Below are 21163 nucleotides of genomic sequence, written 5' to 3'. Positions count from 1 at the left end.
AGCCACTAATGACGCCGACGCAATGGCGTCGATCACATCAGACAGCAAAATCTGTTCCTTGACGCCACACCTATCCAATGTAGGAGTGAGCCTGCTCGCGATGAGGCCGGTACATTCAATATTGATGTCGACTGTTAGGCCGCTATCGCGAGCAGGCTCGCTCCTACAGGTTTTGGGTTGGATCAGACGTACTGCGCAGCGGCGTAGCCCGAAGCCCACGCCCACTGGAAGTTGAAGCCACCCAGATGCCCGGTCACGTCGAGTACTTCGCCGATGAAGTACAGCCCCGGGCTTTTCAGCGATTCCATGGTCTTGGACGACACTTCATTGGTGTTGACGCCACCCAGGGTCACCTCGGCGGTGCGATAGCCTTCGGTGCCCGCCGGCACGACTTTCCAGCTCGCCAGTTTTTCCGCGATATCGGCCAGTTCGGCGTGGGTGTACTGTTTCATCGGTTTGGACACGAACCAGTTGTCCGCCAGCAGGTTGGCCATCTTCTTGGTGAAGATTTCCCCGAGCAGGGTTTTCAGCTCGCTATTGGGACGTTCGGCCTGTTGCTGTTGCAGCCAGCTCGGTACGTCGTGGTCGGGCATCAGGTTGATCTCGACGGTATCCCCGGATTCCCAGAACGACGAGATCTGCAAAATCGCCGGGCCACTGAGGCCGCGGTGGGTGAACAGGATGTTCTCGCGAAAGCTCTGGTCGTTGCAGCTCACCAGGCAATCCACCGACGTACCGGACAACTCGGTGCACAAGGCCTTGAGCTGATCGGTGATGGTGAACGGCACCAGACCGGCGCGGGTCGGCAGCAGTTCGTGGCCAAACTGTTTGGCCACCTGGTAACCGAAACCGGTGGCACCCAGGGTCGGGATCGACAGGCCGCCGGTGGCGATCACCAGGGATTCGCAGGTGATTTGGTCGTGCGTGGTGTCCAGCAAATAGCCCTTTTCGAGCTTCTCGATGGTCTGGATCGACGTGTCCAGGTGCAGGCTGACGCCGACCTGGTCGCACTCATTCAGGAGCATTTCCAGGATGTCGCTGGATTTGTTATCGCAGAACAACTGGCCGAGTTTTTTCTCGTGGTACGGCACGCCATGCTTGGCCACCATGCCGATGAAATCCCACTGGGTGTAGCGGGCCAGGGCGGATTTGCAGAAGTGCTCGTTCTGCGAGAGGAAATTGCCCGGTTCCGTGTACATGTTGGTGAAATTGCAGCGGCCACCACCCGACATCAGGATTTTCTTGCCGGCCTTGTTGGCATGGTCGAGCAGCAGCACCTTGCGCCCGCGCCCGGCGGCGGTCAGTGCACACATCAACCCTGCGGCGCCAGCGCCAATGATCACGACTTCGGTAGAGCGCAAAACGGTGTCCTCACGGTGTTTCACCACAAAACTAACTGTAGGAGCGAGCCTGCTCGCGATGGACGTCAACGATAACGCCGGCAGCCTGGCTCAATGCGGTGAGCTCAGGTTTTTCGCGAGCAGGCTCGCTCCTACAGGGGATGTGCGTTGTTCTTACAGGATACGCACGCGCAACGAACGGCCCTTGATCTTGCCGTCGTTCAGGCGTTGCAAGGCCTGCTTGGCGACGCCGCGCTCCACGGCCACATAGGCCTGGAAGTCGAAAATCGCGATCTTGCCGACCTGGGCACCGGGGATGCCGGCGTCGCCGGTCAATGCGCCGAGAATGTCGCCCGGACGAACCTTGTCCTTGCGGCCGGCAGCGATGCACAGGGTGCTCATCTGCGGCAGCAGCGGGCCGCCGCCCTTGGAGGTGAGGTTGTCGACCTGATCCCAGGTCAGCGGCGTCTTCTGCAATTGCTCGATGGCTTGTGCGCGCTGTGCTTCGGACGGCGCGACAAGGCTGATCGCGAGGCCTTTCTCACCGGCACGACCGGTACGGCCGACGCGGTGGATGTGGATTTCCGAATCACGGGCCAATTCGACGTTGATCACCATGTCCAGGGAGTCGATATCGAGGCCGCGCGCGGCGACGTCAGTCGCCACCAGTACCGAAGTACTGCGGTTGGCGAACATCGCCAGCACCTGGTCGCGGTCTCGCTGTTCCAGATCGCCGTGCAGGCCGACGGCGGAAATGCCTTTGGCGGTCAGGTGGTCGACGGTTTCCTGAACCTGCTGCTTGGTGTAGCAGAAAGCCACGCAGGAGGCCGGGCGGAAGTGGCCAAGGACCTTGGTCACCGCACTCATGCGGTCATCCGGGGAAATCTCGTAGAAGCGCTGCTCGATCTGCGTGTCGTCGTGGAAAGCTTCGGCTTTCACTTGCTGCGGATTGCGCATGAACTTCGAGGCCAACTGCTTGATGCCTACCGGGTAGGTGGCGGAGAACAGCAGGGTCTGGCGACGCTCCGGGGCCTGCATGATGATTTCTTCGATGGAGTCGTAGAAACCCATGTCGAGCATGCGGTCGGCTTCGTCGAGGATCAGGGTGTTCAGGCCGTGGAGCACCAGCGAGCCCTTGCGCAGGTGCTGCTGAATACGGCCCGGGGTGCCGACGATGATATGCGCGCCATGTTCCAGCGAAGCGATCTGCGGGCCGAGGGACACACCGCCGCACAGGGTCAGGACCTTGATGTTGTCTTCGGCACGGGCCAGGCGACGGATTTCCTTGGCGACCTGATCGGCCAGCTCGCGGGTCGGGCACAGGATCAGCGCCTGGCAACCGAAGTAGCGCGGATTGATCGGGTTCAGCAGGCCGATGCCGAACGCGGCGGTCTTGCCGCTGCCGGTCTTGGCCTGGGCGATCAGGTCCATCCCCTTGAGGATCACCGGCAAGCTTTGCGCCTGGATCGGCGTCATCTGGGCATAACCGAGGGAGTCGAGGTTAGCCAGCATGGCGGCGGACAGCGGCAAAGTATTAAATTCGGTGGCGATGGTGGTCACGGGACTGGCCTGCAAAACAAAATGTCGCGCAGTGTACCAGTCCGATGGCCATTCGCCCTAAGGTTCGATGTGCTGTTCCGGACGTTTGACACGCCGTCCGTCTTGCTTCGAGAGCTGGGAGAAGATGGTTGCGGCGAGCATTGCCATGATTCCAACCGTCACGAACGTTAGTTGAAAGGCGCCCAAAACCGTGTCCACGCCGTCATTGCCAATCTCCGCCGTAAAGCCACCGAGCAGCGCACCCGCACACGCAACCCCCAGGCTCAGGGACAACTGCGCGACCACCGACAGCAGGCTGTTGCCGCTGCTGGCGCTGGCATCGTCGAGGTCGATCAGGGTCACGGTGTTCATCGCGGTGAACTGCAAGGAGTTGATCGCACCAAGGATCGCCAACATGCACAGCAGCAGCCAGTACGGTGTTTGCTCGCTGACCAGGCCCATGCTCGCCAGCATGATCCCCAGCGCCAGGGTGTTGCCGGTGAGCACGATGCGATAACCCAAACGCTCGATCAGCGGCCGCGCGACCCACTTGGCGATCATCGCCGCCGCCGCCAGCGGCAGCATGCTCATCCCGGCCTGGGACGGCGAATAGCCCAGCGCCACTTGCAACAGCAATGGCACCAGAAAGGGCAGGGCGCCGCTGCCGAGACGGGCGAACAGGTTGCCGAGAATGCCCACGGCAAAGGTCCGGGTCTTGAACAGCGACGGCGCGAACAACGGGTTTTCGATATGCCCGGCGCGCAACCAATACGCGGCGAGGCAAGCCATGCCGCCGAACAGCAGCAACATCACCCGCAAATGCGGCAGGTGCAGTTCGCCCAGGCCTTCCATGGCAATTGTGATCAGAATCATCGCCGCGCCGAACAGCACGAAACCCAGGCTATCGAAACGGGTGCGCTCGGTGCCACGAAGGTCGGGGATGAATTTCCACACGGCGTAGCAACCGACGACACCGACGGGCAGGTTGATCAGGAAGATCCAGTGCCAGGTCAGGTATTGCACCATCCAGCCGCCCATGGTCGGGCCGATCAAGGGGCCGAGCAGCCCGGGAATGGTGATGAAGCCCATGATCCGCACCAGTTCCGAACGCGGATAGGCGCGCAACACCACCAGCCGCCCGACCGGCAACATCAGTGCGCCACCCAGGCCCTGGATCACCCGGGCGCCGATCAACATGGTCAGGCTGCTCGACAATGCGCAGAGCAACGAGCCGAAGCTGAACAACAGAATGGCGCTGAAGAAGATCTTTCGGGTGCCGAAGCGATCGGCGATCCAGCCGGACGCGGGAATCAGCAACGCGACCGTGAGCATGTAGGCGATGATCACACCCTGCATGCGCAATGGGTCTTCGGCCAAGTCGCGGGCCATGGCCGGCAGGGCGGTGTTGAGAATCGTCCCGTCGAGGGACTGCATGAAGAAGGCAATGGCGACGACCCACGGCACCCAGCGGGCGGTGACAGCGTCGAGAGGTGGGCGGTTGGGCATGGGGCCTCTTGTCAGTGTGAGCTTTACTCCATTCCTGTAGGAGCGAGCTTGCTCGCGATGAATGTGAAGGCGATGCATTTTTCCAGACAGCACGCGTCATCGTTCACGACCATCGCGAGCAAGCTCGCTCCTACAGGGGTATGTGTCTACAGGGTCAGGGTCAATCGGCTGACCAGCGCCCCCGGCAACAACGCCGAAGCCGTCGCCCGCTGGCTGTAGGTACTGGCCGACAGCAACAACTCCCGCTCCTCGGTCAACGCTTCCAGTTGCGAACCGAGCAGGCTGAAGGCGCTGTCATCAAAACGCATGGTGCTGACTGGTGCCTGAATTTCGCCGTTCTCGACCCAGAACGTGGCAAACCGGGTCATGCCGGTCAGGCGTGCGGCCGGTTGATCAGAGAAGTTCAGGTACCACAGGTTGCTGATGTACAGCCCCGTGCCCAATTGCTTGAGGATGTCCGCGTCAGGCAATGTCCCGGCTTTCATGTTCAGTGCGCTCGGTGATTCACCGCCGCTGGCGCCATTGGCAGTCAAACCGTATTCAGCGGCGCTGCGCGAGCCGACCAGTTGCGCCCGGGCCTTGCCGTCGACGATCAACTCCAGGTCGCTGCGCGGATAACCCTCATCGGAAAACGCCGGGCTCAGCGAGCCGCTGACTTTTTCATCCAGCGAGACCAGCGGGCTGAAGGCGCTGTCACCCCCGTAGAGCTTTTGCAGCGGGCTGCTTTTGCTGGCAATCGACTGTGCCGAGAAACCACCCCAGCACAGCATGCCCATGATTTCTTCCAGCGCCGCCGGTGCCAGGTAGGCGCGGTACTGGCCGGGCGCCAAGGTGCGCAGTGGCCGGCCCAGAAACTCAAGCTGTTCGCGGGCTTGCTGGAAGCGTTTGGCAAAGCCTTCGCTGCTCCAGTCGTGCCCGGCGTAGCTGGCTTTCACGGCCTGGCCATTCTCGTGGAACAGGCTGAAGTCGAAATTGAAACTGTTGGCCTGATGCCAGCCGAAGGCGCCCGAAGAACTGGCAAAGCCACGACTGATAGGCCCTGCAGCATAGAATCCGACCAGATCCAGGCCTTCGGCGGCCTGGGTGATTTGCGCGACTACCTGCTCGGTGTCCGGCAGCGGGTGCGACTGCACGTTGTTGCTCTGCCAGCCGTTGTGGTTGAGCAGCAAGTACGGGTCCGCAGGCAGCAGTGGCAGGGTTTCACGCAACTGTTGCAGGCCTTCGTTCAGGCGCTGTGCATCCACCTGCGGATCGCCGGCCAGGGTGATGTGCAGGTCGGCATGGCGGCCTTCGTTGATCAGCTTCAGGCCGATACTCGCCTGCTGCACCTGACCGGCCTGACGCACCTTGGCGTGGTTGAAACGCACGAAGGCCGACGATTCGGCGGCGTAGCTGAGGGTGAACTGCTCGGGCTCGCGCAGGGCTGCACGCAGGCTGTTGACCAGCGCCTTGAACGACGCGGACTGGCTGTTTGAAGGATTCATCAGGCGTCTCCTCCGAATACATCAACGTTGCTGAACACACAGGCCGGTGATGCGTGGCCGACGCGGATCACCTGGTTCGGTTCGCCCTTGCCGCAGTTCGGTGTGCCGAGGACCTTGAAGGTACTGGCATCGCCGACGGCGCTGAGGCTCTTCCAGAATTGCGCGGAGATGCCCCTGTAATTGGGATTCTTCACCACGTCCTTGAGTTCGCCGTTTTCGATCAGTTGGCCCCATTCGCAGCCGAACTGGAATTTGTTGCGCGCATCGTCGATCGACCATGAGCGGTTGGTCGACATCAGCACGCCGTGTTCGATACCGCCGATCAACTGCTCGATGGACTGATCGCCTGGCTCGATGTTGAGGTTGGCCATGCGGTCGATGGGCGGGCGGTTCCAGCCGCACGCACGGCTGTTGGCGACGCCGTCCATGCCGGCACGGAATTGCGACAACGCACCACCCAGCGGGCGCAGCAACAGGCCTTCACGGATCAGGAACTGTTTGCTGGCGGGCGTGCCGTCGTCGTCATGGCCGTAGCTGGCGAGTTCCTCGGGAATGTCCGGGTCGAAGGTCACGTTGAGCAGGCCGGAACCGTATTGCAGGCGGCCGAAATCGCAGGCTTTGACGAAACTGGTGCCAGCGTAATTGCGCTCGTCGCCGAGGATGCGGTCCAGTTCCAGCGGGTGGCCGATGGATTCGTGGATTTGCAGCATCATCTGGTCGGGCATCAGCAGCAGGTCGCGCTTGCCTTGCGGGGTGTTCGGCGCCAGGAGCAATTGCAGGGCCTGATCGGCCACCTGGGCACCGGCACCGATCAGGCCGCAGCGGCTGATGACGTCCGCCGCGCCTTGCTGGCCGAAGTTCTCGCGGCCCAGGCTACGGGTCTGGCTGTCGTTGCCGTCGTAGGCCGTGACGTCCAGGCCAGGGTAGACAAAGCGTTGGGCCTGGCGCAGTTCGGCACCGGCGCTGTTGAGGTAAATCTGCTCGACGTGGGTCATGCCGAGGCTGACCTGCCAATTCACCAGGCGCTCGTCCTTGGGTACGGCGGCCGACTCGGTGCCAAGCAGTTGGTAGCAGTCGCTCAGGGGCGGGAAGGCCTGGTCGAGGTTGGGCGAAAAGTAATCGGCGCGGTCGCTGGAAACAGCCTGCTCGCGCAGGTCCAGCAAGGCGTGGGGCTTGAGTCGGCGGGCCTGGAGTTCGGCGCGTTCGAGGGCAGCTTGCAGGCCCTGTTGCGACAGGTCGTTGGTGGCCGCATAGGCCTCGACGCCATTGACCCGCACGGTCAGCATCGCCCCTTCGTCACGGCTCAGGCTTGGCGGTTCGGCGACGTTCTTGCGCACCGACAGGTACTGCCCGGATTCGCGCACATAACGCAGGGAAAAGAATTCGGCACCCGTGCGCAAGGCAGCGAAGCGCTGCTTGAGCTGGGGATGGAAATCGAACATTCGTGAACCTCCTGGGTATGGAGTGGCGATGGCGCGGTGTTGCGAAGGGAGGGGTGAAACGATTGCGTGGCGCTAGATTAGGCTTGCGCGGGGGGAGGATCAAGTTTGGATCTGTGGAGAGAGGGATTGCTGGGTTTGTCCGGAAGATGTGTGCAGGTTGTCAGGGCCTCATCGCGAGCAGGCTCGCTCCTACAGTGGTTGAGGGTGGATCACAAATCTGCAATCCAACCTGAAACCTGTAGGAGCGAGCCTGCTCGCGATTGGCCGTGACGCGGTGCAGTGCCTTAAGCGATCTGGCTCAATTCCCGCATCGGCTTGCCCTTCACCGGCGCTTCACCCGCCACATAGTAAGTGGCGGAGCTGCGCGGCAACGGCTTGCGGCCACGGATCTTGTCGGCGATTTTCTCGGCCATCATGATCGTTGGTGCGTTGAGATTGCCGGTGGTGATGATCGGCATGATCGAGGCATCGACCACACGCAGACCCTGCATGCCATGCACGCGACCTTCGCCATCGACCACGGCCATCTCGTCGGTGCCCATCTTGCACGAGCAGGACGGGTGGAACGCGGTTTCGGCGTGTTCGCGGATGAACTTGTCCAGTTGCTCGTCGGTTTGCACCTCGATGCCCGGGCTGATCTCACGACCGCGGAAGGCATCCAGCGCTGGCTGTTGCATGATTTCACGGGTCAGGCGGATGCCGTCGCGGAATTCCTGCCAGTCCTGCTCGGTGGCCATGTAGTTGAACAGGATGCTCGGGTGCTGGCGCGGGTCCTTGGACTTGGCCTGGATGCGACCACGGCTTGGCGAACGCATGGAGCCCATGTGCGCCTGGAAGCCGTGTTCTTTCACACCGTTACTGCCGTTGTAGTTAATCGCTACCGGCAGGAAGTGGTACTGGATGTTCGGCCATTCGAATTCCGGACGGGTGCGAATGAAACCGCCGGCTTCGAACTGGTTGCTGGCGCCGATGCCGGTGCCGTTGAACAGCCATTCGGCACCGATGGCCGGCTGGTTGTGCAAGAGCAGCGACGGGTACAACGAGACCGGTTGGGTGCAAGCGTATTGCAGGTACAGCTCAAGGTGATCCTGCAGGTTTTCACCAACGCCCGGCAGGTCGTGGACCACCGGAATGTCGAGCTTGTTCAGCAGTTCGGCCGGGCCGACGCCGGAGCGTTGCAGGATCTGCGGCGAAGCGATGGCGCCGGAGCACAGCAGCACTTCCTTGCGGGCTTTGACTTCAACACGCTCTTCGGCCGCACCGACCAGGTAACGCACGCCGACCGCACGCTTGCCTTCGAACAGGATCTTGTCGGTCAGGGCATGAGTGACGATGGTCAGGGTCGAACGCTTCTTGGCGACGTCCAGGTAACCACGGGCGGTGGAGGCACGACGACCCTTGGGCGTCACGGTGCGGTCCATCGGGCCGAAGCCTTCCTGCTGGTAGCCGTTGAGGTCTTCGGTACGCGGGTAACCGGCCTGCACGCCCGCTTCAACCATGGCGTGGAACAGCGGGTTGTTGCCGGCTTTCGGCGTGGTCACGCTGACCGGGCCGTCGCCACCGTGGTAGTCGTTCGGGCCGATGTCGCGGGTTTCGGCCTTGCGGAAATACGGCAGGCAATCGAGGTACGACCAGTCTTCCAGGCCTGGCAGTTTTGCCCAGCCGTCGTAGTCCATGGCGTTGCCGCGGATGTAGCACATGCCGTTGATCAGCGAAGAACCGCCCAGGCCCTTGCCGCGACCGCATTCCATGCGACGGCCGTCCATGTGTGGCTCAGGATCGGTTTCGTAGGCCCAGTTGTAGCGACGGCCTTGTAGCGGGAACGCCAAAGCGGCCGGCATTTGCGTGCGGAAATCCAGACGGTAATCCGGGCCGCCCGCTTCGAGCAGCAGGACGGTGACGCCTGCGTCTTCGGTCAGACGGGTCGCCAGGGTGTTACCGGCCGAGCCGGCACCGATGATGATGTAGTCGAATTCTTGGGACATTGAATGCACCCTCTTTGAAGTTGGTTCAGGTCAGGCCTGGCGAGTGCTGCGCACTCGAATCGCGAGCAAGCTCGCTCCCACAGGAGTACGCATTCCAATGTGGGAGCGAGCTTGCTCGCGATGACGGCCTCGCAGGCGACGCGAAAAGGCGCCTTAGAACACCGAGACGTAATCGCCCAGCTCGACCTGTACCGATTTGATGCGGGTGAAGTTGTTCAGCGAGCTGATGCCGTTCTCACGGCCGACACCCGACTGCTTGTAGCCGCCGACCGGCATCTTCGCGTCGGACTCGCCCCAGGCGTTGATCCAGCAGATACCGGCTTCCAGCTGATGGATCACGCGGTGGGCGCGGTTCAGGTCCTTGGTGACGATACCGGCGGCCAGGCCGAAGTCGGTGTCGTTGGCGCGACGGATCACTTCTTCTTCGGTTTCGTAGGTGAGGATCGCCATCACCGGGCCAAAGATTTCTTCACGGACGATGGTCATGTCGTCGGTGCAGTCGGTGAACACGGTCGGGGCCACGAACGCGCCTTTGGCGAATTCGCCGTCGGTCAGACGCTCACCGCCGCACAGGACGCGGGCGCCTTCTTCCTTGCCCTTGGCGATGTAGCCCAGCACGCTTTCCATGTGGGCGAAGCTGACCAGCGGGCCGAAGTTGGTGTTCTCGTCTTGCGGGTTGCCGACGCGGATGCGCGCAACGCGCTCAACGATCTTGGCTTCGAAAGCGGCTTTCAGATGGGCCGGTACGAACACGCGAGTGCCGTTGGTGCAGACCTGGCCGGAGCTGTAGAAGTTGGCCATCATCGCGGTGTCGGCGGCGCGATCGAGGTCGGCGTCGTCGCAAATGATCAGCGGCGACTTGCCGCCCAGTTCCATGGTCACGTCCTTGAGCGACGAAGCCGAAGCGCTGGCCATGACTTTCTTGCCGGTGTCGGTGCCGCCGGTGAACGAGACTTTCTCGATGCGCGGGTGCTCGGTCAGCCAGGTGCCGACTTCGCGGCCGCTGCCGGTCAGGACGTTGAACACGCCGTTTGGCACGCCAGCCTCGGTGTAGATCTCGGCCAGTTTCAGGGTGGTCAGCGAGGTGACTTCACTTGGTTTGAAGATCATCGCGTTACCGGCGGCCAGGGCGGGTGCGGATTTCCACAGGGCGATCTGGATCGGGTAGTTCCACGCGCCGATACCGGCAACGATGCCCAGCGGCTCGCGACGGGTGTAGACGAACGAAGTGGTGCGCAGCGGAATCTGCTCGCCTTCGATGGCCGGCACCAGGCCTGCGTAGTACTCCAGCACGTCAGCGCCGGTGACGATGTCGACGTAGCGGGTTTCGGAGTAGGCCTTGCCGGTGTCCAGGGTTTCCAGGGCGGCCAGCTCATCGTTGCGCTCGCGCAGGATTTCCACGGCGCGACGCAGGATGCGCGAACGCTCCATGGCGGTCATCGCGGCCCAGATTTTCTGGCCCTTTTCGGCGCTGACCACAGCGCGCTCGACGTCTTCCTTGGTCGCACGTTGTACTTTTGCGAGGACTTCGCCGTTAGCCGGGTTGATGGCTTCGAAAGTGGCGTCGCTGCTGGCGTCACTGTAAGCGCCATCGATGTAGAGTTTTTGCAGTTCGAAACGGGCCATAAAGTCCTCGCAAGAGCATTAAGTGGTTGGCACGGTCCGGTGGTTGAGCGTTTATGTGTGCTCTAACTCACCCGCTTGGCCAGTTGGGTATCCATGTATTCGTAAGCGATCCGTTGCGCCTGCTCGGTGTCGAAAGCATCTCCCGACAGCGCGCCGCGCAACCACAATCCGTCGATCAACGCTGCCAGGCCTCGGGCGGCACTGCGCGCATCATTGAGCGGCAGCACGCGGCGGAACTGGCAGCACAGGTTGGAATACAGACGGTGATCGTTGATCCGCTGCAACCTGTGCAAAGACGGCTGGTGCATGCTGGTGGCCCAGAAGGCCAGCCAGGTTTTCATTGCCGGGCCATTGACCTGGCTGGCGTCGAAGTTGCCTTCGATGATCACCTGCAGATGCGCCCGGGGGCTGTCATCTGTCAGCGCCTGACGACGCAGGGTGACGTTCTCGCTCAGGACCGTCATCAGGTACCCCATGGTGGCGGCAATCAGGCCGTTCTTGTCCTGAAAGTAGTGACTGATGATGCCGTTCGAGACACCGGCCAAACGGGCGATCAGCGCAATGCTGGCGTCCCCCATTCCGACCTGATCGACGGCCTGCAAAGTGGCTTCGATCAATTGCTGGCGGCGGATGGGTTGCATACCGACCTTGGGCATCTTGCACATCTCCTTAGGCCTTCCGGCAGACGTCAAACGGCTACCGGGTTGAGGGCCAGTCTATTTTGTTTTGATTGAACGTTCAATCAACAAAGAATAAGATCTGCGACAAATCGTCGCTGCCTACAGATTTTTCCTACATGTAGCGGCGGAAAAAACGACTTCCGAAACTGCTCGAAACCTACGCGCTGCGGCGCTCCAGGGGTTTCGGGCTTTTTTCGGGCTGTCTTTATATCACCCGCCGGTCGGCTGCCCACTAACCGATTGGTCGGGTAACTCGTTTGCCTTGCGTTCTTCTCTCGCACTGCCCGGAGCATCTGTGCCATGAGTTCTGCCTCGCTAATAAAGACCCCACCCGAGAAGGTGACGGTCAACGGTTGGGTGTTCTACACCTCTACCGCGTTGATTCTGTTGTTGACCGCCATTCTGATCATCGCCCCGCAAGAGGCCGGCAGAATGCTGGGTACGGCGCAAGCCTGGTTGTCCCGCAGCTTCGGCTGGTACTACATGGTGGTGATTGCCGCCTACCTGATTTTTGTCGTCGGCCTGGCGTTTTCGTCCTACGGCAAACTCAAGCTCGGCAGCAAGGACGACACCCCGGACTTCAGCTACGGTGCCTGGGCGGGGATGCTGTTCTCGTCGGGTATCGGCATCTCGCTGCTGTACTTCGGCGCGTCGGAGCCGCTGGACCACTACTTCAATCCGCCGGAAGGCGTGGCCGGTAGCAACCTTGCCGCCCGTCAGGCGGTTCAGCTGACGTTCCTGCACTGGGGACTGCACGGCTGGGCGATTTACGCGCTGGTCGGTCTGGCCGTTGCCTACTTTGCTTACCGTCATAACCAACCGCTGGCGTTGCGTTCGGCGTTGTATCCGCTGGTGGGCGAGCGTTGGGTCAAGGGCGCGGCCGGGCATGCGGTGGACGGCTTTGGCATGTTCGTGACCCTGCTGGGTCTGGTGACCAACCTGGGGATTGGTTCGCTGCAAGTGTCGTCGGGGCTGGAAAACCTGTTCGGCATGGAGCACAACAACACCAACCTGCTGATCGTGATCATCGTGATGAGCACCGTGGCAACCATCGCTGCCGTGTCTGGCGTGGAAAACGGCATCCGTCGTCTGTCCAACCTGAACATCGTGCTGTTCAGCGGCCTGCTGATTTTCGTCCTGTTGTTTGGCCCGACCCTGCACCTGCTCAACGGCTTCGTGCAGAACGTCGGTGACTACCTGAACGGCGTGGTGCTGAAGACTTTCGACCTCTATGTCTACGAAGGCGACAGTGAGAAGTCCGACCGCTGGCTGGGCCTGTGGACCCTGTTCTACTGGGCCTGGTGGATTTCCTGGGCGCCATTCGTGGGCATGTTCATCGCGCGTATTTCCCGTGGTCGCACGGTGCGCGAACTGGTCGCCGGCGTGCTGCTGATTCCGCTGGGCTTCACCCTGGCGTGGCTGTCGATCTTCGGTAACTCGGCCCTGGACCTGGTGATGAACCACGGGGCGGTAGAACTCGGGAAGACGGCGCTGGAACAGCCGTCCATGGCGATCTACCAGTTGCTTGAGCATTACCCGGCGTCGAAGGTTGTGATCGGCGTGTCGATCTTTGTCGGTTTCGTGCTGTTCCTGACCCCGGCGGACTCCGGCGCGGTGATGATGGCCAATCTGTCTTGCAAGGGAGGCACCGTCGATGAAGACGCGCCGCACTGGCTGCGGATCTTCTGGTCGGCGGTGATCACCCTGGTGACCATCGGCCTGCTGTTCGCCGGCAACTTCGAAGCCATGCAAACCATGGTGGTGCTGGCCGGCCTGCCGTTCTCGGTGGTGCTGGTGTTCTTCATGTTTGGCTTGCACAAGGCCATGCGCCAGGACGTGCAGATCGAACAGGAGCAAGCGGAGCTGGCGGCACGCGGTCGCCGTGGTTTCAGCGAGCGCTTGACCCAATTGGACCTGCAACCGAGCCAGTCGGTCGTTCAGCGTTTCATGGACAAGCACGTCAGCCCGGCGCTGGAAGATGCGACGGTGCAAATGCGTGCTCAAGGTCTGCAAGTGCAGACGCTGCTGGGCAAGTCCAAGCGCTGCATGGGCGTGCGAGTCGAGATGGAAGAGGGCAATCCTTTCGTCTACGAAGTCAGCCTGGACGGTTACCTGGCCACACCGACCGAATCGGCTCAGTCCGACGAGGCGCGTCAGCGTTACTACCGTGCCGAGGTGTACCTGCACAACGGCAGCCAGGACTACGACTTGATGGGCTTCACTCAGGATCAGATCACCCGTGACGTGCTCGATCAGTTTGAAAGCCATCGGCAGCTCCTTGGCCGGGTTTATAGCTAAGTTGTGAGGAGCTGCGGTGCAGTGAATGCACCGCAACCCCTGTGGGAGCGAGCTTGCTCGCGATGAGGGCTTAACATTCAACATGAGTGTTGACTGTCCCTCCGCTATCGCGAGCAAGCTCGCTCCCACAGGTCGTTCTCCGTCCATGTGAGAGCGAGCCTGCTCGCGAAGGGGCCATCAGCATCAAAGCTGCATTACCCGATATCCCATAAACAAAAACGCCGCGATCTCTCGCGGCGTTTTCGTTTCTGTTGCCTTACCCCAGGTTCTTGCCGAGCAGCGCGTGATACAGCTCGCTGTCGCCGAGAATCCCCACCACCTTGTTGTTGTCGTGCAGCACCAGCTTGTTGCCGGTCTGATAACGAATCTGCAACGCATCGCGCATGCCGATGTTCGAGTCCACCAGGGTTGGTCGACGACCCAGGCCTTCAACGGCCTGACCCGGTACCCAGTTCTGCAAGTCCAGCGCAGACCCGTTCTGGCGAGCGCCCTTGATAGTGTTGCCTTCGGCCAGGTCCAGCCACGAATCGCCGCCCGGATCGAGGCATACCGAACCGTTGATGCGTTTGCAGTTGTCCAGGGTACGCATCAGGCTGCGACCGCACAGTACGTTCAGCGGGTTGGTGTGAGCCACGAAGGTCCGCACGTAGTCGTCCGCGGGGTTGAGGACGATTTCTTCCGGCTTGCTGTACTGGATGATCCGGCCGTCTTTCATGATCGCGATACGGCTGCCGAGTTTCAGCGCTTCATCAAGGTCGTGGCTCACGAAGACGATGGTCTTGTGCAGCTTGCGTTGCAGTTCCAGCAGTTCGTCTTGCAGGCCCTGGCGGATCAGCGGGTCGAGTGCCGAGAACGGTTCGTCCATCAGCAGAATGTCGGCGTCCATCGCCAGGGCACGGGCCAGGCCCACGCGTTGCTGCATACCACCGGACAGCTCATCGGGTTTCTTGTTGCGCCACTGGGCCAGGCCCACCAGCTCAAGCTTTTCGTCCACCAGTTTGCGTCGTTCTTTCTCGGGACGACCCTGCATTTCCAGGCCGAAGCTGATGTTTTCGCGAACGGTCAGCCAAGGCATCAGGGCGAACTTCTGGAACACCATCGCAATGCGCTTGGTGCGCATCATTTTCAGTTCGGCGGGGCTGCAGGAAGCGATGTCGATCTGCTTGCCTTCGTGCTCGACGAACAACTTGCCACGGCTGACAGTGTTGAGGCCGTTGATGCAGCGCAGCAGGCTGGACTTGCCGGAGCCGGACAGGCCCATCAGTACGCAGATTTCACCTTTTTCGATATCCAGGCTGGCCTTTTCGACCCCCACGATCTGCCCGGTCTTTTTCAGGATCTCGTTACGGGTCATGCCTTGATCCAGCAGCTTGAGCGCCTCGCGTGGATCCTTGGAGAAGATAACGTCAACGTTCTCGAAGCGAATAATGCTCATGCGTCACCCCCTACTTTGGCGTCGGGTTGTTTGCAGATACGGTCGAGCATGATCGCCAGCAGTACGATCGCCAGGCCAGCTTCGAAGCCCAGGGCGATATCAGCAGTGTTCAGTGCGTTGACCACCGGTTTGCCCAGGCCATCGGCGCCCACCAGTGCCGCGATCACCACCATCGAAAGGGACAGCATGATGCACTGGGTGATGCCTGCCGCGATGCTTGGCATGGCGTGGGGCAGTTCGATTCGCGAGAGCAGCTGACGTCGCGAGCAGCCAAAGGCCTTGCCGGCGTCCATCAATTCTTCCGGTACATCGCGGATACCCAGGTAAGTCAGGCGGATGGGCGCGGCAATCGCGAACACCACCGTGGAGATCAGGCCCGGGACCACACCCAGCCCGAAGAGGGTGAGGGTAGGAATGAGGTACACGAAGGTCGGTACGGTCTGCATCAGATCGAGTACCGGACGCATTAAAGTATAGAACATCGGCTTGTGCGCGGCGACGATGCCCAGCGGCACACCGATGACCACACAGACCAGGGTAGCGAACAGCACCTGGGCGAGGGTTTCCATGGTTTCCTGCCAGTACCCCAGATTGAGGATCAGCAGGAAGGAGGCAATGACAAACGCGGTCAGGCCCCATTTGCGTTGAATGAAGTGTGCCAGTAGTGCGATCAGGCCGATCAGTGCCAGCGGGTTGAACCAGGTCAGCGCAAACGTCACGCCGTGGATCATCGTTTCCAGTGTCACGGCGATGGCGTCGAAGGTGCTGGCGCCGTGTTGCGTCAACCATTCAACGAAGCTCGCGATGTACTGGCCTAGGGGTATTTTCTGATCAATCAGCATGGTAGTGAACGTCCGCATGCAAGGAAATAAACAGCCCGGGCAGGCGAACCTGCCCGGCATAAGCGATTACTGCAGTTTGGCTTTCACGGCCTCCAGGCCAGGTTTACCGTCAATGGTGGTCACGCCAGCGAGCCAGGTATCGAGCACCTGTGGATTCTTTTTCAGCCAGGCCTTGGCGGCCGCGTCAGGCTTCATCTTGTCGTCCAGGATGTTGCCCATCAGTTCACTTTCCATGTCGACGGTGAACTCCAGGTTCTTCAGCAGCTGACCAACGTTGCCGCACTCCTGCGCGTAACCCTTGCGGGTGTTGGTCGCTACGGTGGCGGCACCGAAGTCCGGGCCGAAGAAGTCATCACCACCGGTCAGGTATTGAATCTTGAAGCGCTTGTTCATCGGGTGCGGCGCCCAGCCGAGGAACACCACGGCGGTGTCGCGTTTCTGCGCGCGGTCGACCTGCGACAGCATGCCGGCTTCGGAGGATTCGACGACTTTGAAACCGGCGGCCTTCAAGCCGAAGGCATCTTTGTCGATCATGCTCTGGATCAGACGATTGCCGTCGTTGCCAGGCTCGATGCCGTAGATCTTACCGTCGAGCTCCTTCTTGAATTTGGCGATGTCGGCGAAGTCATGCAGGCCCTTGTCGTACAGCGCCTGAGGGACGGCGAGGGTGTACTTGGCGCCCTTGAGGTTGGTGCGCAGGGTTTCCACGGTGCCGGCATCGCGGTAGGCCTTGATGTCGTTTTCCATGGTCGGCATCCAGTTGCCCAGGAACACGTCCATGTTCTTGCCGTCGGCCAGGGACTTGTAGGTCACGGGCACGGAAATCATGGTGGTCTTGGTCTTGTAGCCGAGGGCGTTGAGCACGACGCTGGTAGTCGCGGTGGTCGCGGTGATGTCGGTCCAGCCGACATCGGAGAAGTTTACGGTGCTGCACTGCGCCGGTTCTGCGGCTTGCGCCAGAACCGGCAGACTAAGCATGGCGGCCAACAACAACGACGGGGAACCTTTCATGGATGGACTCCTTGGTGTTTTTTTTGGCAGTGTTCCGACTGGACCACCGCACTTATAGGTTGCGGTTGGATGGCGTTCTGGAGACAGCTCTACCACGTCGCCTTGCAATCGAGTCGATATGATCATGTACCAGTGAAAATCTGACGCCTACAGGGTGMGTCGTATCCAGTACAGGGATGGTCGCATCCAGTGTCGGTGACGTCGTTTACAGATTTTTTCAGCCCGATTTCCCCCTCTGAACCGCAAAAAAACGGCGAAAACACAGCGTAAAAGACACGCGGCGCTGGTGGGCATGAGTGCGTCGGTTAGAGACGTCGAACAACTGGATAAAAGCTTGATGATGCGGTCATCCCGGCGGATTGCAGCTTGAGCGTAGCAGCTCCGTCACCGTGCGCTTTTGCGTGCGCAGTGGGCCCATCCAGGAGTTCTGCAGTAATGGCTATCAGTGTTTTCGACCTGTTCAAAATCGGCATTGGCCCTTCCAGTTCACATACCGTGGGTCCCATGCGGGCGGCGGCGTTGTTTGTGCAGGGCTTGCGCGAGCGCGGGCTGCTTGAGCAGGTGCGGCGCGTCGAAGTCGAGCTGTTCGGCTCGTTGTCGGCCACCGGTATCGGCCACGGCAGCGACAATGCCGTGATCATGGGCCTGATGGGCGAGTGGCCGGATGCGATCGATCCGTCGCAAATCGGCATCCGCATCGCCACCCTGCGCGAGAGCGATACGCTGCTGCTCGACAATCGCTTGCCGGTGCCCTTCATCTGGGCCCGGGACATGCGCCTGATCGACGAGAACCTGCCATTCCATCCCAACGCCATGACCTTGATAGTCGAGGGTGATGACGGCGAGTTGCATCGCGACACCTACTATTCGGTTGGCGGCGGTTTTGTCGTCGATGAGGCTCAGGCCTCCAGCGGTGTCGTCGATCTTGACCGCACCGTATTGCCTTATGACTTTTCCAGTGCCGCCGAGCTGCTGGAACTGTGTAAAAAGCACAAGCTGCGCGTAGCTGAATTAATGATGGCTAACGAGAGGGTGTGGCGCAGCGAGGACGAAATCCGCAGCGGCCTGATGAAACTCTGGCGCGCCATGCAGGATTGCGTCGAGCAAGGCCTGAAGCACGAAGGCATCCTGCCCGGCGGGCTGAACGTGCGCCGTCGTGCGGCCAAGCTGCACCGCAGCCTGCAGGAGCTGAACAAACCCAACGTGATCGGCTCGACCTTGAGCGCCATGGAGTGGGTCAACCTGTTCGCCCTGGCGGTCAACGAAGAAAACGCTGCCGGCGGGCGCATGGTCACGGCACCGACCAACGGCGCGGCGGGGATCATTCCGGCGGTACTGCACTACTTCATGAAGTTCAGCGAAGCGGTGACCGACGCCAATGTCGTTGACTACTTCCTCAGTGCGGCGGCAGTGGGAATCCTGTGCAAGAAGAACGCCTCGATCTCCGGTGCCGAAGTTGGCTGCCAGGGCGAAGTCGGTTCGGCCTGCGCCATGGCGGCGGCCGGGCTGGCGGAAATTCTTGGCGCCACACCAGAGCAACTGTGCAACGCGGCGGAGATCGGTCTGGAGCACAACCTCGGCCTGACCTGCGACCCGGTGGGTGGACTGGTCCAGGTGCCATGCATCGAGCGCAACGCGATTGCCGCAGTGAAGGCGATCAATGCGGCGCAAATGGCATTACGGGGCGATGGCCAGCACTTTATCTCGCTGGACCGGGTGATCCGCACCATGCGCGATACCGGTGCCGATATGCATGACAAATATAAAGAGACATCGCGGGGTGGGTTGGCGGTTAGTGCGGTGGAGTGCTGAGACCGAGTCGCCTTCATCGCGAGCAAGCTCGCTCCCACAGGTTTTGCGTCGGTCACAAAAATTGTGTTCACCTCGATCCCTGTGGGAGCGAGCTTGCTCGCGATAGCGCCAGACCAGTCAAAACTGCGCGCTAAGTGAACATCAGCTCGAAAACGCGCCACCTTTTAGCGCGTCGCTAACAGATAAATCGCCTTGCCAGTGATCGGGCACCAAGCAGCCTTCGACCGCTCGTCACCCGTGCCTGCGGTGACACTCCTTTCCATCGCGGCGCAACGCCGTTCCCACAAGTGCTACCGAATTGCTCACAGCTTGTGGGCCGGGGTGCTTGCCAGTCCTGATGGCCATTTAAATCCCCCTGCTCTGCAAGACATATATAGACACATTCCGACGTCGTTTTCAGGAGTTATTGAACGCGCATTCAAAAATAGGCATGGCAATTGCTCTGTCATTACAAAGCCCGTCTCCCACGCGAGAACGATGGCCATAAAAAGAGCCTCCGCCTGAGGCCATCACCCGCTTTGTGTGAGGAGATACCGCGATGACGACGTTCAACTCCGGGGCCCAACCCCAGAACCGTGCGCCTCAATCCATCGGCTTTCTGCTGCTGGACAATTTCACGCTGATTTCTCTGGCCTCCGCAGTGGAACCCCTGCGCATGGCCAACCAATTGTCCGGTCGCGAGCTGTATCGCTGGACCACCCTCACTGTCGATGGCGGTCAGGTCTGGGCCAGTGACGGCCTGCAGATCACCCCCGACGCCTCCATGCACAAAGCCCCGCCAATGGACACCGTGATTGTTTGCGGTGGCATCGGCATCCAGCGCACGGTTACCCGCGAACACGTGTCGTGGCTGCAAAGCCAGGCCCGCCAGTCCCGCCGCCTCGGCGCGGTGTGCACCGGCAGCTGGGCCCTGGCCTGCGCCGGCCTGCTCGACGGTTTTGATTGCAGCGTGCACTGGGAATGCCTGGCGGCGATGCAGGAAGCTTTCCCCCGTGTAGCGATGAGCACCCGCTTGTTCACCCTCGACCGTAACCGTTTCACCAGCTCGGGCGGCACCGCGCCGCTGGACATGATGCTGCACTTGATCAGCCGCGATCACGGGCGTGAACTGTCGGCCGCCATTTCGGAAATGTTCGTCTACGAGCGCATCCGCAACGAGCAGGATCACCAGCGTGTGCCACTCAAGCACATGCTCGGCACCAACCAGCCGAAATTGCAGGAAATCGTGGCGCTGATGGAGGCCAACCTCGAAGAGCCGATCGACCTCGACGAACTGGCGGTGTACGTCGCCGTTTCGCGACGTCAGCTGGAGCGGCTATTCCAGAAGTACCTGCACTGCTCACCGTCGCGCTATTACCTGAAGCTGCGTCTGATCCGCGCGCGGCAATTGCTCAAGCAAACGCCGATGTCGATCATCGAAGTGGCGTCGGTGTGCGGTTTCGTGTCCACGCCGCACTTCTCCAAGTGCTACCGCGAATACTTCGGCATTCCACCGCGAGACGAGCGCGTAGGGTCCAACACTACCCAGCAGGTGGCGATGATGCCGCTGCCGCAAGCGCTGGTGCTGTCGCCGTTGTCCGGGCCGTTGTCGGCGCTGAGCCAGGCGCGTAATGAGTCGACGTTTGCCAGCGTAAGGCTCTAGACCGCAGCGCCTTCATCGCGAGCAAGCTCGCTCCCACAGGTTCTGTGCCAGAACATCAATGTTGTGTTCGACACAAAGCCCTGTGGGAGCGAGCTTGCTCGCGATTGGATCTATCAGCCGCGATGGCTTTGCTGGTACTCCGACAACGCCGGCAGCAATTGTTTGTCGATGGCCTGGCGCACCGCCGGCAGGATCGTCGCGCTGCTGGTGTACATCTCCTTGACCATCTTGCGAAGCTCATACGCTCGCGCATCGTCCAAGCCCCTTACCACGCACTCGCAAGCCTGCTCGGCGGTGGCGCCACTGGGCACGTTGAACCCCAACGACTTGAGCTGGCCCAACAGGTCTTCCTGGTCTATCAAATCGGCGTGCATCATGACGCAATCCTTCTTCAGGGAACGGTGTCGTGGTTCGATTCTGGTGGTGGTGCCGGGTGTCGGCAAGGGCGAATTGTCGCAATGGCTCAATTGGTTATGAACATGTCGTTTTCGGCTAACCTGGCTCGCGGGGTAGTGGGCACA

The 21163-nt window shown here is 60.9% G+C and carries 15 protein-coding genes; 3 read left to right on the top strand and 12 right to left on the bottom strand.

Going from position 1 to position 21163, the window contains the following annotated elements:
- Window positions 1-182 precede the first annotated feature (182 nt).
- The 8 genes from AC1DRN_RS21535 to betI form a co-directional block, all read right to left on the bottom strand.
- Window positions 183-1361: a BaiN/RdsA family NAD(P)/FAD-dependent oxidoreductase gene (locus AC1DRN_RS21535; RefSeq protein ID WP_223456775.1), complete on the bottom strand. Its 1179-nt coding sequence runs from the start codon at window positions 1359-1361 to the stop codon at window positions 183-185.
- A 153-nt stretch (window positions 1362-1514) separates the two neighbouring features.
- Window positions 1515-2852: an ATP-dependent RNA helicase DbpA gene (gene dbpA / locus AC1DRN_RS21530; RefSeq protein WP_256589093.1), complete on the bottom strand. Its 1338-nt coding sequence runs from the start codon at window positions 2850-2852 to the stop codon at window positions 1515-1517.
- A gap of 105 nt (window positions 2853-2957) precedes the next feature.
- Window positions 2958-4385 (bottom strand): multidrug transporter subunit MdtD, encoded by a 1428-nt coding sequence (gene mdtD / locus AC1DRN_RS21525; protein ID WP_223456776.1) that lies wholly within the window; start codon window positions 4383-4385, stop codon window positions 2958-2960.
- A gap of 146 nt (window positions 4386-4531) precedes the next feature.
- Window positions 4532-5869 carry a TldD/PmbA family protein gene (locus AC1DRN_RS21520; protein WP_223456777.1) on the bottom strand — a complete coding sequence of 446 codons (1338 nt, stop codon included), beginning with the start codon at window positions 5867-5869 and terminating at the stop codon, window positions 4532-4534.
- The gene (locus AC1DRN_RS21515; protein ID WP_223456778.1) at window positions 5869-7311 is read right to left on the bottom strand and encodes a TldD/PmbA family protein; all 1443 of its coding nucleotides are present in this window, start codon (window positions 7309-7311) and stop codon (window positions 5869-5871) included. Before AC1DRN_RS21515 ends, AC1DRN_RS21520 begins: the two co-directional genes overlap by 1 nt.
- Window positions 7312-7595: 284 nt before the next feature.
- Window positions 7596-9296, bottom strand: a complete 1701-nt coding sequence (gene betA / locus AC1DRN_RS21510) for a choline dehydrogenase (protein ID WP_223456779.1) — start codon at window positions 9294-9296, stop codon at window positions 7596-7598.
- A 153-nt stretch (window positions 9297-9449) separates the two neighbouring features.
- Window positions 9450-10922, bottom strand: coding sequence for a betaine-aldehyde dehydrogenase (betB, locus tag AC1DRN_RS21505; protein WP_223456780.1), 1473 nt, complete (start codon window positions 10920-10922; stop codon window positions 9450-9452).
- A gap of 62 nt (window positions 10923-10984) precedes the next feature.
- Window positions 10985-11578 carry a transcriptional regulator BetI gene (gene betI / locus AC1DRN_RS21500; RefSeq protein ID WP_223456782.1) on the bottom strand — a complete coding sequence of 198 codons (594 nt, stop codon included), beginning with the start codon at window positions 11576-11578 and terminating at the stop codon, window positions 10985-10987.
- A 381-nt stretch (window positions 11579-11959) separates the two neighbouring features.
- Here betI and AC1DRN_RS21495 point away from each other — a divergent pair, with 381 nt between their 5' ends.
- Entirely contained in the window at window positions 11960-13900 is a 1941-nt protein-coding gene (locus AC1DRN_RS21495; protein WP_223457004.1) for a BCCT family transporter, read from the top strand.
- Window positions 13901-14156: 256 nt separating this feature from the next.
- On the opposite strand, the gene choV is transcribed toward AC1DRN_RS21495, so the two are convergent.
- From choV to AC1DRN_RS21480, 3 genes are all read right to left on the bottom strand, one after another.
- On the bottom strand, window positions 14157-15335 hold the full coding sequence (gene choV, locus AC1DRN_RS21490) for a choline ABC transporter ATP-binding protein (RefSeq protein WP_223456784.1): 1179 nt from the start codon (window positions 15333-15335) through the stop codon (window positions 14157-14159).
- Window positions 15332-16177: a choline ABC transporter permease subunit gene (gene choW / locus AC1DRN_RS21485; RefSeq protein ID WP_223456786.1), complete on the bottom strand. Its 846-nt coding sequence runs from the start codon at window positions 16175-16177 to the stop codon at window positions 15332-15334. The genes choV and choW overlap by 4 nt, the downstream gene beginning before the upstream one ends.
- Before the next feature lie 66 nt (window positions 16178-16243).
- Complete coding sequence (locus AC1DRN_RS21480; RefSeq protein WP_046039346.1) at window positions 16244-17188, bottom strand: choline ABC transporter substrate-binding protein; 945 nt, start codon at window positions 17186-17188, stop codon at window positions 16244-16246.
- A gap of 435 nt (window positions 17189-17623) precedes the next feature.
- Here AC1DRN_RS21480 and AC1DRN_RS21475 point away from each other — a divergent pair, with 435 nt between their 5' ends.
- Window positions 17624-19000, top strand: a complete 1377-nt coding sequence (locus tag AC1DRN_RS21475) for an L-serine ammonia-lyase (protein WP_223456788.1) — start codon at window positions 17624-17626, stop codon at window positions 18998-19000.
- 538 nt (window positions 19001-19538) lie between these two features.
- The gene (gbdR, locus tag AC1DRN_RS21470; RefSeq protein ID WP_007975492.1) at window positions 19539-20642 is read left to right on the top strand and encodes a choline metabolism transcriptional regulator GbdR; all 1104 of its coding nucleotides are present in this window, start codon (window positions 19539-19541) and stop codon (window positions 20640-20642) included.
- Window positions 20643-20755: 113 nt separating this feature from the next.
- Here gbdR and AC1DRN_RS21465 read toward each other — a convergent pair whose 3' ends face one another.
- Window positions 20756-21019, bottom strand: a complete 264-nt coding sequence (locus tag AC1DRN_RS21465; protein WP_223456790.1) for a hypothetical protein — start codon at window positions 21017-21019, stop codon at window positions 20756-20758.
- Window positions 21020-21163: the final 144 nt, after the last annotated feature.

The sequence above is a fragment of the Pseudomonas sp. P5_B3 genome, from assembly GCF_056400405.1.
Note: the sequence above shows the minus strand (reverse complement) of the source record. Positions and strands in the feature narration are given on the sequence as shown.